Below are 17625 nucleotides of genomic sequence, written 5' to 3' on the forward strand. Positions count from 1 at the left end.
TTGCTATGGACTTTCTCTTTGGCCGGCAGGACTTTGCCGGTGAAAACGCCCAGCAGAACTGTTTTTTGCTGGCCAACGGCCTGGGAGGCTACTGCTCCCTGTCGGCGGCCTTCTCGGCCACCCGCAACGACCACGCCTTTCTGATGGCCTGCCTGCGGGCCCCCACCGCCCGCTTTGACCTGGTCCACCGCCTGTCGGAACAGCTGGACGCAGGCGGCCAGCGCCTCTGGCTCTCCACCCAGGACAAGGCCGGCGCCCCCGCCGAGGACGGCTGGCGGCATCTGATCCTGATGGACGCCGAGAGCCCCTGCTGGGTCTATGAGGCGGAGGGCGTCCGGGTCACCCGCCGGGTGGCCATCCAGTACGGCGCCAACACAGCGGCGGTCCGCTACACCATTGAAAACGGCTCCGCCTCCCCCTGCGCCCTGACCGTCACCCCCTGGCTGCGCTTTGTGCCCAAAGGGGGCAAGATGACCCGCCGCCGCATGTTTGACTGGCAGCCCGACCGGGTGTCCAGCGGCGGAATGGACCTGTATTTCTCGGTGGAAGGAGGCCGGGCCGAGGCCCTGGAAGCGCCTCAGTTCGAGACTCTGTTCTTCCGCCACGACGCCCCCGACGGCCGCACCCCCACCGGCCTGTGCGGCGCAGCGGGCCGCTTTGTGTTTGAGGCCGCCCCCGGCGAGACCCGGGAGGCCGCCGTGGTATTCAGCACCGAGCCCCGGCTGCCCAAAGCCGATGCGGTTCTCTCGGGCCAGGCCCGCCGCCGCAAGGCCCAGGCCGCGGCCGCCGGGCTCCGCAGCCCTCTGGGCAAGGTTCTCTCGGAGGCCGCCGACGCCTTTGTGGTGGACCGGGCCTCCACCGGCGGCAAGACCATCATCGCCGGTTACCCCTTCTTCACCGACTGGGGCCGGGATACCATGATCGCTCTGCCCGGCTGCACCCTCTCCACCGGCCGGTGGGAGGACGCCAAAAGCATCCTGCGCACCTTTGCCGAAAACGAGCGGGACGGCCTGCTGCCCAACCTCTTCCCTGACCAGGACGCCCCGCCCCAGTACAACACGGTGGACGCCGCCCTGCTGTTCATCAACTGCCTGTGGCTGTATCATGTCCGCACCGGGGACGACGCCTTTGTCCGGGAGGTCTGGCCTTGTGCCGCCCGCATTGTGGAGCGGTATCAGGCCGGCACCCTCCACGGCATCCACATGGACGCCGACGGCCTCATCTGCGCCGGCCAGGGCCTGGACCAGGTGACCTGGATGGACGTGCGGATCGGGGAAATCCTCCCCACCCCCCGCCACGGCAAGCCGGTGGAAGTCAACTCCTACTGGTACAACGCCCTCCGGATCATGGCCCGGCTGGCCCCCCTGACCGGCGCCGAGGGCGCATCCTATGACGCCCTGGCCGACCGGGTGGGCGAGAGCTTCCGCCGCAGCTTCTGGATGCCGGACCATCAGCGGCTGCGGGACGTCATCGGGAATGTCCCCTCCGAGGCCGACACCCAGCTGCGGTGCAACCAGATCTGGGCGGTGTCCATGCCCTTCACCCCCCTCACCCGCTCCCAGGCGGAAGGGGTGGTGCGCAGCGTCCGCCGGGCCCTGTGGACCCCCTGCGGCCTGCGGACCCTGGACCCCGCCGATCCCAATTTCCACCCCGTCTACGGCGGCCCCCAGAAGGTACGGGACCTGGCCTATCATCAGGGCACCGTCTGGCCCTTCCCCCTGGGCGGGTACTATCTGGCCGAGCTGCGGCTGGGGAATTTCGGCTCCGACGCCTGCCGCCGGGTGAGCCGGGATCTGGACGCCCTGGTCCCCGCCCTGCGGGAGGGATGCCTGGGCCAGCTGCCCGAAATCTACGACGGCGCCGCGCCGGGACCCTCCCGCGGGTGCTTCGCCCAGGCCTGGAGCGTGGGCGAGATGCTGCGGGTCTGCGAGGCGCTGGAACGCCCCGCCGCCGCGGGTCTGGACAACGGCTGGGCCCAGGAGTAAACTGAGGCTGTACGCCCATTTTCCCATCAAAACAAGGAGGCAACGCCATCTATGAATCTGGCTGCCATCACCCATCAGGCCCGCACCCCCATGTGCTGCGCCCTGGACCAGGAAACCCTTCAGATCACCCTGCGCACCGGTCGGGACGCCGACGCGGTGGAACTGATTTACGCTGACCCCTATGAGGGCGGCATCGCCGGCGGCGAGGCCGCCTGGCAGGGCCGCCGGGCCCCCATGTCCCCCGCCTTCACCCTGGAACATCACCAGCTGTGGACTACCACCCTCCGCCCGCCCTACCGCCGTCTGCGCTACTGCTTCGCGGTGCATCAGGGGGAGGAGTGCTGGTATTACTATGAGGACGGGCTGCGGCCCTTCCTCCAGCTGGACAACCGGGTCCAGTGCTTCACCATGCCCTGGATGAACCCCGCCGACTGCATCGCGCCCCCCGACTGGGTCCGCCATACCGTCTGGTATCAGATCTTCCCCGACCGGTTCTGCCGGGGCGGCAGCGGCCGGCCCGGGGCCCTGCCCTGGCGGCGGGGGCCGGTCACCAACGCCGACCGCTTCGGCGGAGATCTGGCGGGCATCACCTCCAAACTGCCCTATCTGGCCCGGCTGGGCATCGGCGGCCTTTACCTGACCCCCATTTTCGCCTCCCCCAGCATCCATAAATACGACACCGCCGACTACACCCGCATCGACCCCGATTTCGGCACCGAGGCGGATCTGTCCCGTCTGGTCCGCGCCGCCCATCAGAACGGCATCCGGGTGATGCTGGACGCCGTGTTCAACCACTGCGGCCCCGGCTTTGCCCCCTGGCGGGATGTGGTGGAGCACGGCCCCCAGTCCCCCTACTGGAAGTGGTTCTTTGTCCGTCAGTGGCCCTTCACCGAGGGGGACACCCGGGACGGCCGGTACTTCTCCTTTGCCTTCCACGGCGGGATGCCCAAGCTCAACACCAACGAGCCGGAAGTGCAGGAGTACTTCATCACCCTGTGCGAGAACTGGGTCCGCCGGTACGACATCGACGCCATCCGCTTTGACGTGGGCAACGAGATTTCCCACGCCTTCCTCCGCAAACTGCGGGTCCGGCTCAAGGCCCTCAAGCCCGACCTGTACCTGCTGGGCGAGATCTGGCACGACGCCTCCCCCTGGCTGGAGGGGGACGAGTACGACGCCGTCATGCACTATCCCCTCCAGAGCGCCCTGCGCCGCTTCTTCGAGGACGACGCCCTCCCCGCCGAGGCCTTCGGCTGGGATGTGGGCCAGTGCCTGGCGGCCTACCCGCCCCAGGTGGACACCGCCCAGTTCACCCTGCTGGACTCCCACGACACCATCCGGCTGCGGACCCGCGCCGCCTCGGAGGCGGATTTCTGGCAGCAGCTGGCGGCCTTGTTCACCCTGCCCGGCAGCCCCTGCATCTACTACGGCACCGAGCTGGAAATGGAGGGCGGTCCTGACCCCGACTGCCGCCGGTGCATGCCCTGGGAGGAGCTGGACACCCCCGCCGGCAAGGCCAGCCATGACGCCCTGCAGGCCCTCATTGCCCTGCGCCGGCAGGAACCCGCCCTCCAGGGCCGGGAGATCGCCTTTGACCCCGGCCCCGGGCGTCTGGTCCGCTACCGCCGGGGCAATCCGGCCGAGGCGCTGGAAATCTGCCTCAACGCCGGCAGCCAGCCCCAGCCCCTGGCCCCCGGCGGTGAGGAACTGTTCTGCCGCGGCTGGGACGGCGGCGTCCTGGCCCCCGGCGGCATCCTGATCCGCCGGGCCTGAGCGCCCATCCCATCCACAACAAGGAGGTTTTTCCCTATGATGAATTTCAGCAAAAAAGACTGGTGGAAACAAGCTGTCATCTACCAGATTTATCCCAAGAGCTTCCAGGACTCCAACGGGGACGGCATCGGCGACCTGCCCGGCATCCTCTCCCGGCTGGATTATCTCCAGAAACTGGGTGTGGACGCCCTGTGGCTGTGCCCGGTGTTCGCCTCCCCCCAGGCCGACAACGGCTATGACGTGGCCGACTATCAGGCCATCGACCCCATGTTCGGCAGCCTGGACGACATGCGCACCCTGATCCGGGAGGCCAAGGCCCGGGGCATCGGCATCCTGCTGGACCTGGTGCTGAACCACACCAGCGACCAGCACCGCTGGTTCCAGGCGGCCTGTCAGAGCCGGGACAATCCCTGCCACGACTACTACGTCTGGCGGGACGGCGAGCCGGGGGTCCTGCCCAACGACATGCGGGCCGCCTTCGGCGGGCCGGCCTGGACCTATGTGCCGGCGGTGGGACAGTATTACTTCCATCAGTTCGCCCCCCAGCAGCCCGACCTGAACTGGTTTAACCCCGCCGTCCGGCAGGAACTGTACCGGATGATCCGGTTCTGGATGGAGGAAGGGGTGGAGGGCTTCCGCCTGGACGTCATCGACCAGGTGGCCAAGGAGCCCGACCGCAAAATCACCGCCAACGGCCCCCATCTGATGGAGTTTCTGCGGGAACTGAACCGGGAGACCTGGGGCGGGGCCAACCTGGTGACGGTAGGCGAGGCCTGGGGCGCCAACCTCGACCGGGCCCGCCAGTACAGCGCCCCCGACGGCACCGTGTTCAGCATGGTGTTCCAGTTTGAGCAGATGGTGCTGGACCACACCGGCAACAAGTGGGAGCCCAAAGACTTCGCCCTGCCCCAGCTCAAGGAGAGCATTGCCCGCTGGCAGAAGGGCCTCCACGGCTGCGGCTGGAACAGCCTTTTCTGGAACAACCACGACCTGCCCCGGATCGTCAGCCGCTGGGGCGACGACGGCGCCCATCGGGTGGACTCGGCCAAGGCCCTGGCGGTGGCCCTCCACGGCCTGCAGGGCACGCCCTACATCTACCAGGGCGAGGAGCTGGGGATGACCAACGTGGACTTCCCCCTGGAGGACCTGCGGGACCTGGAGAGCATCAATGCCTACCACGAGCTGATCGCCAAGGGCGAGCCGGAGGAGCTGGCCATGGCCCACATCCACCGGATGATGCGGGACAACGCCCGCACCCCCATGCAGTGGACCGCCGGGCCCAACGCCGGATTCACCACCGGCACCCCCTGGATGAAGCTCAACCCCAACCACACCCAGATCAACGCCGAGGCCGCCCTGGCCGACCCCGACTCGGTCTTTTACACCTACCAGAAGCTGATTGCCCTGCGCAAGGAGCATCCGGTCTTTGTGGAGGGAGATTTCACCCTGCTGTGCCCCGAGGACAAGCAGGTCTTTGCCTACCTGCGCCGGGGGGCCGGCCAGGAACTGCTGGCCGCCGTCAACCTCAGCGGCCAGGAGGCCGCCTTTGACCTGCCCGAGGCCTTCCGGGGCTGCACCCCGCTGCTGGCCACCCAGGGCGCGCCCCGGGATGGGGTCCTGCGCCCCTGGGAGGCCGTCCTCTGGCTGCGCAGCCTGTAAGTCTAACTTGTTTGGTTGATCCATACTCTGTTTTGTCACAGAAAAGGAGGGGTTTCCCATGGAACTCAAACAACAGCTGTCCGCCATCACCCAGGAGCGCTTTGGCTGTCCGCCTGCGGACTGCACCGACGCCCAGCTCTATCAGGCCCTGCTGGCCCTGACCCAGGAGCGGGCCGCCGCCCTGCCGGCCCCCGACACCGGGCGCAAGCTCTACTACTTCTCGGCCGAGTTTCTGCTGGGCAAGCTGCTCAGCAATAACCTTTTGGCCCTGGGCCTGTTCGAGCCGGTCCGCACCCTGCTGGACGAGATGGGCCGCTCGCTGGCAGCTTTGGAGGAATACGAGCCCGAGCCCTCGCTGGGCAACGGCGGACTGGGCCGTCTGGCCGCCTGTTTTCTGGATTCCATTGCGGCCCTGGGCCTGCCCGGGGACGGCGTGGGCCTGAACTATCACTATGGCCTGTTCCATCAGAAGTTCACCGACCGCAGGCAGCAGGAACAGCCCGACCCCTGGATTCAGCCCGAGAGCTGGCTGATTTCCACCGGCAAGACCTTCACCGTTCCCTTCGGGGGCTTCGAGCTGACGGCCAACCTCTACGACATTCTGGTGCCCGGCGCCCACAGCGGCATTGCCAACCGGCTCCACCTGTTTGACGTGTCCGACCCCGCCCAGCCTCCTGCCGACGGCATCCGGTTTGACAAGCGGGACATCCCCCACTGCCTGACCTCCTTCCTCTACCCCGACGACAGCGACTACGAGGGCCAGCTGCTGCGGGTGTATCAGCAGTACTTCATGGTGTCAGCGGGGGCCCAGCTGATTCTGGAAGAACTGGCCGGCCGGGGCTTCGGGCCCGCGACCCTCAGCGACCATGTGGCCATCCAGATCAACGACACCCACCCCTCCATGGTGATTCCCGAGCTGATCCGGCTGCTGACCGGTCTGGGCCTGACCTTCGACCAGGCCCTGGCCCAGGTGGAACAGACCTGCGCCTACACCAACCACACCATTCTGGCCGAGGCGCTGGAAAAGTGGCCTCTGGACTACATCCGGACGGTGGCGCCCCAGCTGGTGCCCATCATTGAGGAGCTGGACCGCCGGGCCCGCCAGCGCAGCGGCGACGACCGGGTATCCATCCTGGACCCCTGGGGCCGGGTGCACATGGCCCATATGGACATCCATTACGGCCACTCGGTGAACGGCGTGGCGGCCCTCCACACCGAAATCCTCAAAAACAGCGAGCTGAAACCCTTCTACGACCTGTACCCCGAAAAGTTCAATAACAAGACCAACGGCGTGACCTTCCGCCGGTGGCTGGAAGCCTGCGACCCGGCCCTGGCCCGGTGGATCACCCAGCGGATCGGCGACGGATGGACCCGCGACGCCGCCCAGCTGGAAAAGCTGCTGGACTACGCCGGCGACGCCGACAGCCTCAGCGCCCTGCTGGAGGTCAAGCAGCACAACAAGCGGAAATTCCAGGCTCTGCTGCGGCAGCGCCAGGGGGTGGAGATCGACCCCAACTCCATCTTTGATATCCAGGTCAAACGGCTCCACGAGTACAAGCGCCAGCAGATGAACGCCCTGTGGGTCATCTACAAGTACTGTGAGATCAAGTCGGGCCGCCGGCCGGCCCGGCCCATCACCGTCCTGTTTGGGGCCAAGGCGGCCCCGGCCTACACCATGGCCAAGAACATCATCCATCTGATCCTCTGCCTGCAGGCTCTGACCGAGTCGGACCCCGACGTCCGGCCCTGGCTCCATGTGGTGATGGTGGAGAACTACAACGTCAGCTGGGCCGAGGCCCTGATCCCCGCTTGCGACCTGTCGGAACAGATCTCCCTGGCCTCCAAGGAGGCCAGCGGCACCAGCAACATGAAGTTCATGGCCAACGGCGCGGTAACGCTGGGCACCATGGACGGCGCCAACGTAGAAATCGCCGATCTGGTGGGCCCGGACAACATTTTCACCTTCGGCGCATCCAGCGACCAGGTCATCGACCTCTACGGTCACAATGCCTACCGGCCTCTGGACTACTACCACCGGCCCAACCTGGAATATCTGGTGGACTTTTTGCTTACTCCCCAGATGCTCTCGCTGGGGGACCCCAACCTGCTGTGGCCCCTGTGGAACGACCTGAAGTACAAGGACTGGTTCATGGCCCTGCTGGACCTGGAGAGCTACATCGCCGCCAAGGAGCGGGCCCTGGCCGCCTACGAGGACCGCACCGCCTGGGCCAAAAAGATGCTGGTGAACATTGCCAAGTCGGGGTATTTCTCCTCCGACCGCACCATCGCCCAGTACGACGCCGACATCTGGCATCTGCGCCCGGCCGCCGCCCCGGAAGCTCCCGCAAAGGCTGAGACCGCCCCAGAGGCCGCAGAGGCCCCCGAAACGCCCGCCGCGGCCCCGGAGAAGGACGAATAACCAGCCCCGGGCAGGCCGCCCACACACAATAAAAAGCCGGAAGACGCGGATTTCACTCCGCAGCCTTCCGGCTTTTCTTATTTTACAGGTGCAGCTCAGCGGGTTTCCGCCAGCAGCACTTCCGACAGCATCCCGCGGACGGCGTCGGTCAGCTCCATGGTCTGGAGGACGCCCAGCAGTTCGGCGGCGTTCATGCCGCTCTGCAGGTAGCCGTAGATCCGCTCTTTCAGGTTGTACTCCATCTCGGCCTTGTACAGCAGCTGGAAGGTCTGGCCCAGCAGGTCATTGGACCGCACCGCCACCGGATGGCCGAACCGCACCTCCAGCCGGTCGGCGGGAGTGATGGCGGGGGCCTGCACCGTCAGGGTGTGGGTGTCCTCCTGATAGCTGCACGCGGCCTCCGCCGGCTGGCCGTTTACCATCACCTCCACCGGCTGGTCGGCCACGCCCCGGAATTCCAGGGTGTAGGTCCGCCGGGCGGGGACGGTGGCAGGATTGCCCTCCACCGGGGCGATGGTGAAGCAGCCTTCTTTCATGCAGTCCCAGGTCATATGGGTGACGGCGGCGGTGGGAGCCGGGTCCAGGCTGACGCCGTCGTCCTCATACAGGTCAAAGGCGCCGTCGCTGCCCGGGAACACCTTGACCACCATGGCCTCGGGGTTGTCGATGCGGTTGCTGTAGGGTTCCAGGGCAGCCATGGGCAGGATGCCGCCCGCCCTGGCCAGCACCGGGATGTCCTCGATGCCCCGCCAGAGGATCAGTTTCCGGCCGCCGTCGTAGACCCGGCCGTTGAACAGGTCAAACCACTTGCCCGCCGGCAGCCACGCCTCAAAGGAGGCGGCCCCGGCCTTTTTGTCCATGGGCCGGGTGATGGGGCAGGCGATGAGCTGGGTGCCGAAATAGTACTCGTTGGGCACCTCGTAGGCCTCGGGCTGTTCCGGCTCCAGGTAGTACATGGGCCGCACCAGCGGCTGGCCTTCCTGGCTGGCCAGCCGGTTCATGGTGTAGAGATAGGGCACCAGCTGATGGCGCAGGCGCAGGTATTTTTTCATCACCGTCTCGGAAATCAGGTTGTAGTTCCAGGGTTCCTTGCCGGTGAAGCGGCTGTTGGAGCTGTGCAGCCGCATGATGGGCGAAAAGACACCCAGCTGGACCCAGCGGGTGGACAGTTCATCGTCCTTGTAGCCCATCATATGGCCGCCGATGTCGTGGCTCCACCAGCCATAGCCCACATTGCTGGCGTTGGCGGTGAAATAGGGCTGGAAGTCCAGCGATTCCCAGGTGATGATGGTATCCCCCGAGAAGCCCACCGGGTACCGGTGGCTGCCCACGCCGGCGTAGCGGGAGAAGGTCATCCCCCGCTTGCCGTCCCGCATGCTGTCCAGATAGTGGTAGTGATTCAGCATCCACAGGGGGTCCAGACCGGGGATTTTGGTGCGGGTGCCCTGCTGCCAGTCCAGCCACCAGAAGTCCACCCCGTCCTTTTCCTGGGGGTGGTGGAGGCACTCGAAATAGGCTTTCAGGAACTTGGGGTCGGCGATGTCGAACTCGATGGTCTCGCCGGTGCGCCAGTCCCGGCCCAGCGCCTCGGCCATGGGCCGGTAGGCCTCTTCAAAGGCCCGGACGCCGTCCGCCGGGTGAACGTTCAGCGTCACCCGCAGGTTGTGCTGGTGCAGCCAGTCCATGAAGGCCGGCGGGTCGGGGAACAGTTCTTTGTTCCAGGTGTAGCCGGTCCAGCCGCTGCCGTACTTGGGGTCTACGTCCACCAGGTGCCAGTCCATGTCGATGACCGACACCGAGAAGGGCACCTGTTCCTTCTCAAACCGCTGGACCAGTTCCTTGTACTCCTGGTCGGTGTAGCGGTGGTAGCGGCTCCACCAGTTGCCCAGGGCGAACCGGGGCAGCATGGGGGTATCCCCCGTCAGGCGGTAAAAGTCCCGCAGGCAGCCCTGGTAGTCGTGGCCGTACCCGAAGAAGTACAGGTCCACCGTCTCCCCTTTCCGGGTCTCCACCCAGCCGTCCTCCCGGATCACCAGGGAATGGCTGTCGTCCAATACGCCATACCGTCCCCGGGACACCACGCCGTGGTCCAGCTCCACCGCGCCGTCCGCCCCGTCCAGGGTGCGGGCGGTGCCCCCCAGGTCCTCCACCGGCTCGCCGTAATGCCAGACGGCGTTGTGGGCGTCCTTGCTGGCCTTGACCGTCAGGGACAGGCCGCTGGGGGAAAAGGCCTGTTTGTTGTACAGCAGCTCCACCCCTTCGGTGACGATTTTGAGGGAGTGCTCGGTCTCATACACCTCAAAGGCGGGCACCGGGAACTCCCGGTTCATCACGCACTGGGTGGGGCGGTCCTCAAAGATCCCCGCCTCATTGTACTCCAGCCGGAACAGCCGCGGCGTCAGCAGGCTGAACCGGTATTTGTCCCCCTGCACCACCGCTTCCCGGCGGCAGATGGGACGGCTCTTGATCTGGGTCGTTTCCATAGGCAGCATCCTTTCCTTATCCTTCATCCATCAGGCCCTCTTTTTGGTCTGCGGCCCTATTATAGCAGATTGCAGCCGCCGTTCCAAGACAAGGTTTTGTATTGTTTCGTTTTTTCTTTTACACTGCCCGGGGCGTTTGAAGCGGCCGGCATTCCGGCGCGCAAAAGTGCCCGGACGTCCCCAAGGCAGGAGGGGTGCGTCCGGGCGCTGCGGGAGGGAATGGCGCAGGAATGCTCAGGAAAAAGGAGGGTTACTCCTCTTCCTTGACCATGCCCACCAGGTCGAACTTCTCGGTGGAGATGACCACGTCGTAGTTATCGCGGGCGGGCTTGGGATATTTGACCCAGATGGTCCGGTCAGACATATTGTAGTACCAGGCGCAGGGAGACTCGTCAAAGACCTCCCGCACGATGGTGCGGGGCACCGGCTGGCCGTCCACCGTCACCCAGTAGGCGCCCTTGGCCTTGCTGACCAGGCGGATGGTGAGGCTGTCCACGGTGTCGGTGTAGCTGCCCTCCTTGCGGAAGGACAGGACGGTCTGTTCCCCGGCCTTGACCTGGATTTCGGTGCGGGAATAGACCCCGTTCTGATAATCCTGGGTGTGGCCGTCGTCGTCGTACAGGACAAAGCTGGTGTCGGTCTCGGCAGCCACCAGGAGATCCAGGTGGCGCAGGGTGTCGCTGAGGATGTGCTTCACGTCCTCGCTGGTGACGAACACCGCCGAGCCCCGCAGGAACATGGGGATGCTGCCCAGGTCCACCGGCACTTCGATGGTCTGGCCGCCGGCATAGGGCCGGAGGTTGTCGTTCATGTCGTACCAGGTGCAGCCGGCGGGCAGGTAGATGGTGCGGGTCCGGGCCCCCTTCTCCACCACGTTGGCCACCAGGACGCTGCTGCCGTACATAAAGGTCAGGTTCTGGTCGCTGTAGCAGGCGGGGTCGTCGGGGAACTCCAGGAACAGGGGCCGCATGGCCGGCATGCCGGTCTGGCTGGCCTGGTACATCAGGGAGTACAGATAGGGCAGCATCCGGTAGCGCAGGGCGTAGGCGGCGCGGATGTAGTCGTTGTTCTCTTCGTACATCCAGGGCTGGGTGACGGTGTTGTCGTCGTTGGCCGAGTTCAGGCAGAAGCGGGGCTGGAAGATGCCGCTCTGAATCCACCGCAGCAGCAGTTCCGCCTCGGGGGCGGGGCCATGGAAGCCGCCGATGTCGCAGCCCATGTTGGCGCAGCCCGACAGGCCCATGCCCAGGATGGTGGCGATATTGAACTTGACGGTGCGCCAGTCGGTGAGGTTGTCGCCGCCCCACACCTGGGCATAGCGCTGGATGCCTGCAAAGCCGGCCCGGTTGATGATGTAGGGGCGCTCGCCGGGGTAGACCTCGGCCAGGGCTTCCTTGCCCACATAGGCCATCAGGTTGGAATGAAGGATTTTGAGCTCGGCCATGGTTCCCTTCTGGCCCTCAAAATCGCACTGGGCGGTGCGGTCCTCCACGCCGTCCATCTCGCAGTTGTCGTTCCAGACCGTCTTGGCCCCCAGCTCCAGGACATTTTTCTTCAGCAGCTGTTTCCAGGTGTCCCGGCCGGCCTTGCCGGTGAAGTCAAAGAAGCGGCCTTCCCCGCCCCACCAGCGGCCATAATAGTCGCCGGTGCCGTCGGGAGTTTTGACAAAGACGCCGTTCTTCTCAAACAGAGGCATGTAGGGGTGATTTTTCAGGATGCCGGGCTTGAGGTTGGGGATGACATTGATCCCCATCTCGTTCATCCGGGCAAAGAAGCCCGCCGGGTCGGGGAAGCGCTTGTAGTTCCAGTTGAAGACATACCGCAGATTGTCCTCTTCCCCGCTGGTGTAGCCCGACGCCAGCCAGAAGTTGTCGATCAGGACGCCTTCCTTCTTGTGCTTGTCGATGACCTTGTAGATCTCCTGGTCGCAGTCCTTTTCCAGCTCGGCGTAGTACATGGTGGAGGCGCAGTAACCCAGGGACTGCTTGGTGGGCAGGGCCGGGCGGCCGGTGAGCTGGGTATAGTGGTCCAGCACCTGGCGGATGTCGGGGCCGTTGAGGAAGAACAGGTCGATGTCGCCGCCGTCGGTCTGGTAGTAGCTGTACCGGTCCCAATAGCCCGAAATCTCCTGGCCCATGTCAAAGACGCTGTCGTAGGAGTTGTGGTAGAACAGGCCCAGGGCGTGGCGCTGCTGGTCGCTGACCCGGATGTAAAAGGGAATATGCTTGTACATGGGGTCCCCGATCTCAGGGTCGTGGCCGATGGCGTCCTTGGGGGCCATCCGCATCCGGCGGCCCTTCTTGTCCAGGTGGCCGGTCTTTTCGCCAAAGCCGTAGAAGTGGTCGTGGGCGGCGTCGATCCGGGAATAATGGGACAGCCGGCCCAGCTGATCCCGCTCAAAGGCGCGCTCCCGCAAATCGGCGTAGATCAGCTCACCTTCGGCGGTGTACAGCCGGAAGGACAGGGGGCACTTGTTCATCACCAGGGTCAGGGTGCGGGTGCGGAAGGTCAGGGTCTTTTCGCTCTCCTCACAGGGGACGTCCAGGGCCGTGATGCGGACCCGCTCGTCCTTGAGCAGCTCGTCCATCCGGTCGGGCCACGCCGTGGTGACCAGGGTATAGGATTCCTCCTTGAAGGCGCGGTCAAAGGACACCCGCACCCGGATGATATCGTCGGTCATGAACACCAGCAGAATGTCCGCCGTGTCGCCGTGAATCTTGTATCCGTTCCCGGTCTTTTCCAGAGACTGGAAGTGTTTGAGCAGCATAATCGTTCTTCCTTTTTGTTTTATTTACATGCCGATGAGGTCAAAGTCCTCAAAGGACACGGTCAGGGTAACATCCTTGCGGGGGTTGGGGTACTTGACCAGCACAGCCTTCTTGGTCTGGCTGTAGTACCAGCCCTCGGCGGCGGCCTCGAACTTGCGGCGGTTGAGGAAGTGCTCCAGCTTCTGCCCGTCCAGGGTGACCCAGAAGGGGCTGCGGTCCTTGCGGACCATCTCCACCATCACCCGTTCCACAAAGTCGGTGTAGCTGCCCTCGGCGGCAAAGTCCACCTTCACCACGTCGGTGCCCGACACATGAATCCGGGTCTTGCGGCAGACGCCGTCCTTGAAGTCATTGGTGACACCGTCGTCATCGTAGAGGGTGTAGGTCCGCTCCCCGCCGGGGATCACCGTCAGGTGCAGGTCGGTCATATGGTCGTTGGCCATGCTCATCAGCTGGTTATCGGCCATGGGCACAATGGCGCCCTCCCGCAGGAACGTGGGGATGGTGCTGATGTCCACCGGGATTTCGATGGTCTGGCCGCCCTCGTAGCAGGTGAAATGGTTGTTCCAGTCGTACCACTTGCAGCCGGCGGGCAGGTACACCTTCCAGGTCTTTGCACCCGGCTCCAGCACGTTGGCCACCAGGATATCCCGGCCAAACAGGAAGGTAAAGCTCTCGTCGTAGACCTTGGGGTCCTGCTGGAACTCATACACCAGAGGCCGCATGATGGGCGCGCCGGTCCGGCTGGCCTCGTACTCGGCCGAGTACAGATACGGCGTGAACCGGTAGCGCAGCAGGATGGCGTCCCGGATCAGCCCCGCCGAGCCGCGGTACATCCAGGGCTCGGTGACGGTGTTGTCGTTGCTGGCCGAGTGGATGGAGAACCGGGCCTGGAAGATGCCATTCTGAACCCAGCGGACAAACAGCTCCTCGTCGGGGGCGGGGCCGTGGAAGCCGCCGATGTCGGCGCCCTCGTTGGGCTGGCCGGACAGGCCCATGCCGGTGATGATGGGGATGTTGTAGCGGAGGGTTTTCCAGCTGGTGTAGTTGTCGCCGCACCAGGTCTGGGCGTATTTCTGGATGCCGGCCGAGCCGCTGCGGCAGACGATGTAGGGGCGGGCCTTGGGGTTGTGCTCCACCACCGCCTCGGCGCCCAGCTTGCACATCAGGGTGCTCATCAGGGGTTTGAGCTGGGCGATGGTGCCGCCCTTGCCGTCAAAGCAGCAGCGGCAGTCCTTGTCCAACAGGCTGTCATACTCGCAGTTGTCGTCCCAGATGGAGTCGGTGCCCACGTCGATGACGTTGGCGGTCAGGTATTCCTTCCAGGCTTTGCGGGCCTCGGGGTTGGTGTAGTCCCAGAAAGCGCCGTCTCCGCCCCACCACTTGCCGACGCCGTAGGTGTCCTCCTGGGAATCCTTGACAAAGACGCCCTTCTGGACAAACTCGTCGAACCAGGGATGGCACAGCAGGATGCCCGGCTTGACGTTGGGGACGTTCTGGGCGCCCTTCTCGTTCATGGCCGCAAAGTAAGCCCGGGGGTCCTTGAATCGCTCGGTGTTCCAGGTGAAAACACAGCGTTTATTGTTATAGCTGGTATACCCCGAGGACAGGTGGAAGCCGTCGATGGGGAAGCCTTCCTCCTTGACGGTGTCGATGAAGTCCAGGACGGCGTCGTCGCTGTCCTTCTCCAGCTCGGGATAGTACATGGAGGACCCCTGGTAGCCCAGCGCCCGCTTGGGCAGCAGGGCGGGACGGCCGGTCAGGAGGGTATAGTTGTCCACCAACCGGCGGATGCTGTCGCCTGCCAGCAGGAACAGGTCGATGTCGCCGCCGTCGGCCTGCCAGTAGGTGTAGCGGGACCAGTAGTTGCTCTTTTCGCAGCCCATGTTGAACACGGACTCATAGAAGTTGTGGTAGAACAGGCCCACCGCCTTGCGGGTGGTGCGGGAGAGACGGATGTAGAACGGGATGTGCTTGTAGAGGGTGTCCATCTTCTCGGCGTCATAGCCCATGGCGTCGGTGGCACGCTCCCGCAGGAAGGTCTTGTTCTTGTTCAGGGCGCCGGCCTTCTCGCCGAAGCCGTAGAAGCAGTCCTCTTCCTCCATGGCGCTGTAGTGGGTGATGCGGCGGTTGGAGTCCAGGGTGTAGGGGGTGCCGGCCAGATCGCTGTACAGCAGATCGCCGTCCCGGTTGTACAGCTGGAAGCAGAGGGGGGATTTCCGTGCCACCAGCTTCACCTTGCCGGTGTCGAAGGTGATCTCCCCTTCGGTCTCCTCCACCGCGGGGGTGCAGGGGGTCAGGCGGGTGCGCTCCGCCTCGAACAGACCGTCCAGACGGTCCTCCCAGGCGGTGGTGGACAGAACATAGGACTCCTCGGCCAGTTCCCGGTCAAAGGATACCCGCAGACGGACGATTTCGTCGGTGACAAAACAGACCTTGATGTCCGCGCAGTTGGTATGGAACAGGAACGCGCCGTCCAGGCGCTCCATGGCCTGGATTTCCTTGCAAAGATACATGGAATTACTCCTTTCCGGAAGGGCATTTTTTCACAAGTATAACATACCTGTGTTGGTATGGAAAAGAGCCCCCGACCATTTGACGGGCAGACAGTCAGGGGCTCCATCCGGTAACCAGCGGCCTTTATGCCGCAGCGGGAAAATGCAGGGAATTCACGCTCATGCCCACCAGAAGGTATCCACCAGGCCGCACAGATAGGGCACAATCATGGGGATGGCAGGGATGAAGGTGATGAGCAGCAGGGCCACCACCATGCCGACGAACAGAGGGATAATGTACTTGGTGACGCCCTCGATCTTGACCTTGGCCACGCCGCAGCCCACGAACAGGCAGGAACCGACGGGCGGGGTCACCGAGCCGATGCCCAGGTTGGTAATGAGCATCAGGCCGAAGTGGACCGGGCTCATGCCGATGCTGGTGGCGATGGGCAGGAAGATGGGGGTAAAGATCAGGACGGCGGGGGTCAGATCCAGGAAGCAGCCCATGATCAGCAGGAAGACGTTCATGATGAGCAGGATCACATAGCGGTTGCTGGAGATGCTCATGAGGCCCTCGCTGATGGCGGCGGGGATGCCCGAGTAGGACATGACGTAGGACATGATGGAGGAAGCCGCGATCAGGAACAGGATGGTGGCCGAGCTCTTCATGGTGTCCGCCAGCATGTTGTAGAAGGTCTCGAAGCTGATTTCGCGGTAGACCACAGCCAGCAGCAGGCAGTACAGGCACATGACCACGCCGGCCTCGGTGGCGGTGAAGAAGCCGCCCAGGATGCCGCCCATGACGATGATGACGGCCAGCAGGGAGGGAACGGCGTCGATCCAGACCCGGAGGGCGGAGGCGTCCTCCTTGACGGTGGAGGCCTTGTAGCCCTTCTTGACGGCCAGATAGATGGTCAGGGCTGCCACGCACAGGCCCAGCAGGATGCCGGTCAGGTAGCCGCCCATGAACAGGGCTGCCACCGATACGCCGCCGGCGGTGATGGAGTAGAGGATCAGCGGACCGGACGGGGGGATCAGGATGCCGGTGGGGGCGGAGCAGATGTTGACGGCGGCGGAGAAGTTGGGGTCATAGCCCTCCTCTGCCTCCAGGGGGCTCAGGATGGATCCCATGGCCGAGGTGGCGGCCACCGAGGAGCCGGACACGGCGCCGAAGAACATATTGGCCAGCACGTTGGTGGCGGCCAGATAGCCGGGGATCTTGCCCACCAGCAGGCGGGCCAGACGGATCAGGCGGCGGGCAATGCCGCCCTTGTTCATGATGTTGCCGCCCAGGGTGAAGAAAGGCAGGGCCAGCAGCGAGAAGGAGTCAAGGCCCGAGAAGCACCGCTGTGCCGCGATGAGGGCAAAGATGTCCGCGGGCATGCTGAACAGGGCGGTGATGACCGAAGCGATGCCGATGCCGGCCGAGATGGGGACGCCCGCCAGCAGCATGACGAAGAAGGAGCCGAAAAGGCTCAGGGTTGCCTGTACGACCATCAGTTTTTGCCTCCTTTCTTCTCAGCGAACAGCTGGGCGTACTTGAGCACGCGGGCCAGCACGATAAAGACGCCCGAGATGGGCAGGATCGAATACAGGAAGGTGAAGGGCAGGTGCATGACCGACGAGATGTTCAGGGCGTTCATGGACAGCTTGAGTCCGCCGTAGATAAAGACGTAGCAGACAAAGAACAGGGTGGCCGCCTCGATGAAGATGTTGAGGGCCACGGCTGCGCCGCCCTTGACCCGGCCCTTGATCAGGTCCAGGGACAGGTGCTCGTCCCGGTAGAAGCAGTAGGCCGAACCAATGAGGGAGGCCCAGATCAGGACGTAGCGGAGGAACTCATCGGTGAAGGTGGAGGGGTCGCCCAGCACCATACGGCTGAAAATCTGCCAGGTACCGCCCGCCAGCAGGGCGAACATGGACAGCGCCAGCAGGAAACGCATGACGGTGTCCAGGATTTTTTCAAATGTTTTCACAGTCTCATCTCCTCATTTGTAGGCGCAGGCGGTGGGGACAGCCCGCGCCGGGTACAGATGCGCGGGG

At 64.5% G+C, this 17625-nt stretch carries 9 protein-coding genes; 4 read left to right on the forward strand and 5 right to left on the reverse strand.

The annotated features are described in order from the left end of the window. Nucleotides 1-5 precede the first annotated feature (5 nt). Genes B5G28_RS07035 through B5G28_RS07050 form a run of 4 tightly spaced genes read left to right on the forward strand, consistent with a single transcriptional unit; the run spans nucleotide 6 to nucleotide 7836 of the window. Nucleotides 6-1985: an amylo-alpha-1,6-glucosidase gene (locus B5G28_RS07035; RefSeq protein WP_087247271.1), complete on the forward strand. Its 1980-nt coding sequence runs from the start codon at nucleotides 6-8 to the stop codon at nucleotides 1983-1985. Between the two features lie 51 nt (nucleotides 1986-2036). Beyond that, nucleotides 2037-3758, forward strand: coding sequence for a glycoside hydrolase family 13 protein (locus B5G28_RS07040; RefSeq protein WP_087247273.1), 1722 nt, complete (start codon nucleotides 2037-2039; stop codon nucleotides 3756-3758). 36 nt (nucleotides 3759-3794) lie between these two features. Further along, on the forward strand, nucleotides 3795-5417 hold the full coding sequence (locus B5G28_RS07045; RefSeq protein ID WP_343215545.1) for an alpha-glucosidase: 1623 nt from the start codon (nucleotides 3795-3797) through the stop codon (nucleotides 5415-5417). Nucleotides 5418-5475: 58 nt separating this feature from the next. Then, the gene (locus tag B5G28_RS07050; protein ID WP_087247275.1) at nucleotides 5476-7836 is read left to right on the forward strand and encodes a glycogen/starch/alpha-glucan phosphorylase; all 2361 of its coding nucleotides are present in this window, start codon (nucleotides 5476-5478) and stop codon (nucleotides 7834-7836) included. A 95-nt stretch (nucleotides 7837-7931) separates the two neighbouring features. Here B5G28_RS07050 and B5G28_RS07055 read toward each other — a convergent pair whose 3' ends face one another. The 5 genes from B5G28_RS07055 to B5G28_RS07075 form a co-directional block, all read right to left on the reverse strand. Continuing rightward, a complete protein-coding gene (locus B5G28_RS07055; RefSeq protein ID WP_242967503.1) occupies nucleotides 7932-10346 on the reverse strand; it encodes a TIM-barrel domain-containing protein in 2415 nt (804 codons plus the stop codon). 223 nt (nucleotides 10347-10569) lie between these two features. Continuing rightward, the gene (locus B5G28_RS07060) at nucleotides 10570-13086 is read right to left on the reverse strand and encodes a TIM-barrel domain-containing protein (RefSeq protein WP_087247276.1); all 2517 of its coding nucleotides are present in this window, start codon (nucleotides 13084-13086) and stop codon (nucleotides 10570-10572) included. Between the two features lie 24 nt (nucleotides 13087-13110). Beyond that, on the reverse strand, nucleotides 13111-15603 hold the full coding sequence (locus B5G28_RS07065; RefSeq protein WP_087247278.1) for a TIM-barrel domain-containing protein: 2493 nt from the start codon (nucleotides 15601-15603) through the stop codon (nucleotides 13111-13113). Between the two features lie 159 nt (nucleotides 15604-15762). Next, nucleotides 15763-17079 (reverse strand): TRAP transporter large permease, encoded by a 1317-nt coding sequence (locus B5G28_RS07070; RefSeq protein ID WP_087247279.1) that lies wholly within the window; start codon nucleotides 17077-17079, stop codon nucleotides 15763-15765. Continuing rightward, entirely contained in the window at nucleotides 17079-17558 is a 480-nt protein-coding gene (locus tag B5G28_RS07075) for a TRAP transporter small permease (RefSeq protein WP_242956780.1), read from the reverse strand. The genes B5G28_RS07070 and B5G28_RS07075 overlap by 1 nt, the downstream gene beginning before the upstream one ends. Between the last annotated feature and the right edge of the window lie 67 nt (nucleotides 17559-17625).

It is taken from the genome of Faecalibacterium sp. An77, assembly GCF_002161315.1.
Classification (GTDB): Bacteria; Bacillota; Clostridia; order Oscillospirales; family Ruminococcaceae; genus Faecalibacterium.